At 65.9% G+C, this 2,891-nt stretch carries 5 protein-coding genes; 1 reads left to right on the top strand and 4 read right to left on the bottom strand.

Annotated features, from left to right (window positions below):
* Positions 1-198, top strand: a 198-nt coding sequence (locus EN984_RS29250) for a dihydrofolate reductase family protein (protein ID WP_164765727.1), incomplete at its 5' end; no start/stop codon positions are given.
* Between the two features lie 24 nt (positions 199-222).
* Here EN984_RS29250 and EN984_RS29255 read toward each other — a convergent pair.
* The 4 genes from EN984_RS29255 to EN984_RS29275 form a co-directional block, all read right to left on the bottom strand.
* Entirely contained in the window at positions 223-966 is a 744-nt protein-coding gene (locus tag EN984_RS29255; RefSeq protein WP_127272378.1) for a 2OG-Fe(II) oxygenase, read from the bottom strand.
* On the bottom strand, positions 963-1,517 hold the full coding sequence (locus tag EN984_RS29260) for a methylated-DNA--[protein]-cysteine S-methyltransferase (RefSeq protein WP_127272377.1): 555 nt from the start codon (positions 1,515-1,517) through the stop codon (positions 963-965). The genes EN984_RS29255 and EN984_RS29260 overlap by 4 nt, the downstream gene beginning before the upstream one ends.
* A gap of 321 nt (positions 1,518-1,838) precedes the next feature.
* Entirely contained in the window at positions 1,839-2,051 is a 213-nt protein-coding gene (locus tag EN984_RS29270) for a hypothetical protein (RefSeq protein WP_236382747.1), read from the bottom strand.
* Between the two features lie 18 nt (positions 2,052-2,069).
* Positions 2,070-2,891, bottom strand: an 822-nt coding sequence (locus tag EN984_RS29275) for a methylated-DNA--[protein]-cysteine S-methyltransferase (RefSeq protein WP_127384148.1), incomplete at its 5' end; no start/stop codon positions are given.

A 2,891-nucleotide genomic window follows, 5' to 3' on the forward strand; every position in this document is an offset into this window, starting at 1 on the left:
GTGTTCGGCGGCGCCGGTTTCGCGTCAGCGCTGATCGCGGCCGGGCTGGTCGACGAGTTCCAGCTGTTCGTCAACCCGGCGGTGCTGGGGGCGGGCCGCCGGGTTTTTGATCAGGGCGGTTTTAGGAACCTGCGGCTGCTCGGCTCGAAGGCCTATGCCTGCGGCATGGTGGTCAGCCGTTATGCACCGGCGGGGTGAGGGGAACCTCCATCTTCTCCCTGCTCACTTCGCATCGTGGAAAATAATCCCTACCGTGTGGCGCATGCCTGAGCGCAGCCGGCTGACGCCGTGGCGCAGATTGACGCGGTAGTTGCCTTTGGTGCCCTGCACCGGCCGGTTGTGGACGGCGAACACAACGGCGTCGCCCTGCCGCAGCGGCACCACTTCGACTCGGCTCTGCATGCGCGGGCGCTGCTCGGTCAGCGCGAACTCGCCGCCTGTGAAATCCCGGCCCGGTTCGGAGAGCAGGATCGCCACCTGCAGCGGAAAGGCGAGATCGCCATAGAGATCCTGGTGCAGGCAGTTGAAGTCGCCAGGCACATATTGCAGCAGCAGCGGCGTCGGCCGTGTCTGGCCGGCGGCATGGCACTGCTCGAGAAACGCGGCATGCGTCGTGGGATAGCGCATGGCCTGCCCCATGCGCTCGTTCCACCGATTGGCGACCTCGGCCAGCCTGGGATAGAGCGCGCTGCGCAGGCCACCCAGGAGGTCGGGCAAGGGATAGCGGAAATAGCGGTACTCGCCCTTGCCGAAGCCGTGCCTGGCCATATGGATGTGGCTGCGGAAATGCTTCTCCTCGGGATAGAGGTCGGCGATCTGTCGGCACTCTTCGGGCGACAGCAGCTTTTCAATCACCGCGCAGCCGAAGCCGTCCAGTTCGGCGGCAAGGGCGGGCCAGTCGTAATCAGCAACACGTGTCTGAGCAGCTTCAACCGCCGATGCGGCAACCTTGGCATGGGCATTCATATCGTAGCCTCCTTGTAGAGCAGGGCGCGCTTGCGCTCGACGCCCCAGCGGTAGCCCGACAGCGTGCCGGCGGCGCGGACAACACGGTGACAGGGAATGCCCAGCGCGATTGCATTGGCCGCACAGGCCGTCGCCACGGCGCGGGCGCCGTTCGGCTGGCCGATATGCCGGGCGAGCGCGGTGTAGGTGATGGTGCCGCCGCACGGGATGCCTCGGAGCGCCTCCCACACGCGCTGCTGGAATGGCGTGCCGTGGCGCAGGTCGAGCGGCAGGTCGAAGCCGACGCCGGGCATTTCGATGAAGCGCGCGATTGCCGCGAGATCGTCGCGCAGTGCGGCCTCGTCCTTGGCCAGTATCTTGCCTGGGAAGCGGTTGGCGAGATCCTGCTCCAGTGTGTCGGCATCCGAGCCGATCAGGATGGCGCAGACGCCGATATCGCTGCGCGCCGCCAGGATTTTGCCGATGGGGGATTCGCCGATGGCATAGGCGATGGTGCCGAGGGCGGCGACGTTGCAGGCGGCCATCGGCATAGTGGTTTGTATAAGGTTCATTGCCTTCACTCCTTTGTTTGTGGCTGAACCCTAGCCACGGTGTCGGCCGTGTCTCACTCCGGTGCTTGCTTTCAAATTCAAATCTGCCTGAAAGGCGCAAAGGTAGGTGCTCTATGGCGCCCTCCTCTGTCCTACCGGACATCTCCCCCACGGGTGGGGAGATTGGCTGTCACCACCGCCTTCGCCAATCTCCAACGTTGCAGGACGAGAGCCGGCGCCGGAACTGCCAATCTCCCTCCTTGTGGGGGAGATGTCCGGTAGGACAGAGGGGCGCGCCATAGAGTGCTGATTTTGAACCGTCCGCACTTCAGCCAAGCATGCTCATTCGACACGCGTGACCGACACCTCGCCGAGCACGAACACTTCACCGCTCAGCAGGCGCAGCTCGATGTCGCCGGTTGCGGTGTGGTTCCACTCAGCCTTACCCTCATCGACCAGCCCGCCGATGGCGGCCATGACATGGGACTTCGCGCGGTTGCCGGCGGCGGTGGTGCGAGCTGTCCGATTGGTGACGCTGTCATGAGATCTTGCCATCGCGCGCATGCTTGGCCGTCATCTCCGCGCGGATCGGTAGGCGCTGTCAGATTCGCCGGCCTCACGCTCCAGCAGCGCGCGCTTGCGCTCCGCGCCCCAGGCGTAGCCGGACAGGGCGCCATCCCTGCGGGTCACGCGGTGGCAGGGAATGGCGACGGCAAGATTGTTGGCGGCGCAGGCGGCGGCGATGGCGCGGGTCGCCTTCGGTGAGCCGATGCGCCGCGCGATCTCGGCATAGGAAACCGTGCGGCCGGCGGGGATGTCGCGCAAGGCCTGCCAGACGCGCTGCTGGAACGCCGTGCCGCGCACGTCGAGCGGCAAATCGAGACCGAGCGCCGGAACTTCGACGAAACCGACGACGCGGGCGACCAGCGCCTCGTAGTCGTGATCGCCGCCGATTAGCCGTGCCCTGGGGAAACGGTCCTGCAGGTCGCGCACCAGTGCGTCAGGATCGTCGCCGAGCAGGATCGAGGCGACGCCCTTTTGACTGGACGCGACCAGGATGGTGCCGAGCGAGGTCTCGCCGACGGCGAAGCGGATCTCTTCATCGGCGCCGCCGGCGCGATAGCGCGTCGGCGTCATGCCGAGCATGCCAGTGGATTTCTCATAAAAACGTCCGCTCGAATTGAAGCCGGCATCGTAGATCGCCGTCGTCACGCTGGCGCCGTCTTCCAGGCCCTGACGAACCCTGGCTGCGCGGTGCGCGGCGGCATAGTCCTTCGGTGTCAGCCCGGTGGCCGCCTTGAAGATACGATGGAAATAACCGGCGCTGCGGCCGGCGGCATCAGCCAGTTCAGCGAGCGACGGTTCTTCCTGGCTCTGCTCGATCCTGCGGCTGTC

Origin of the sequence: Mesorhizobium sp. M7A.F.Ca.CA.004.12.1.1 (assembly GCF_003997835.1) — a bacterium.
GTDB lineage: Bacteria > Pseudomonadota > Alphaproteobacteria > Rhizobiales > Rhizobiaceae > Mesorhizobium.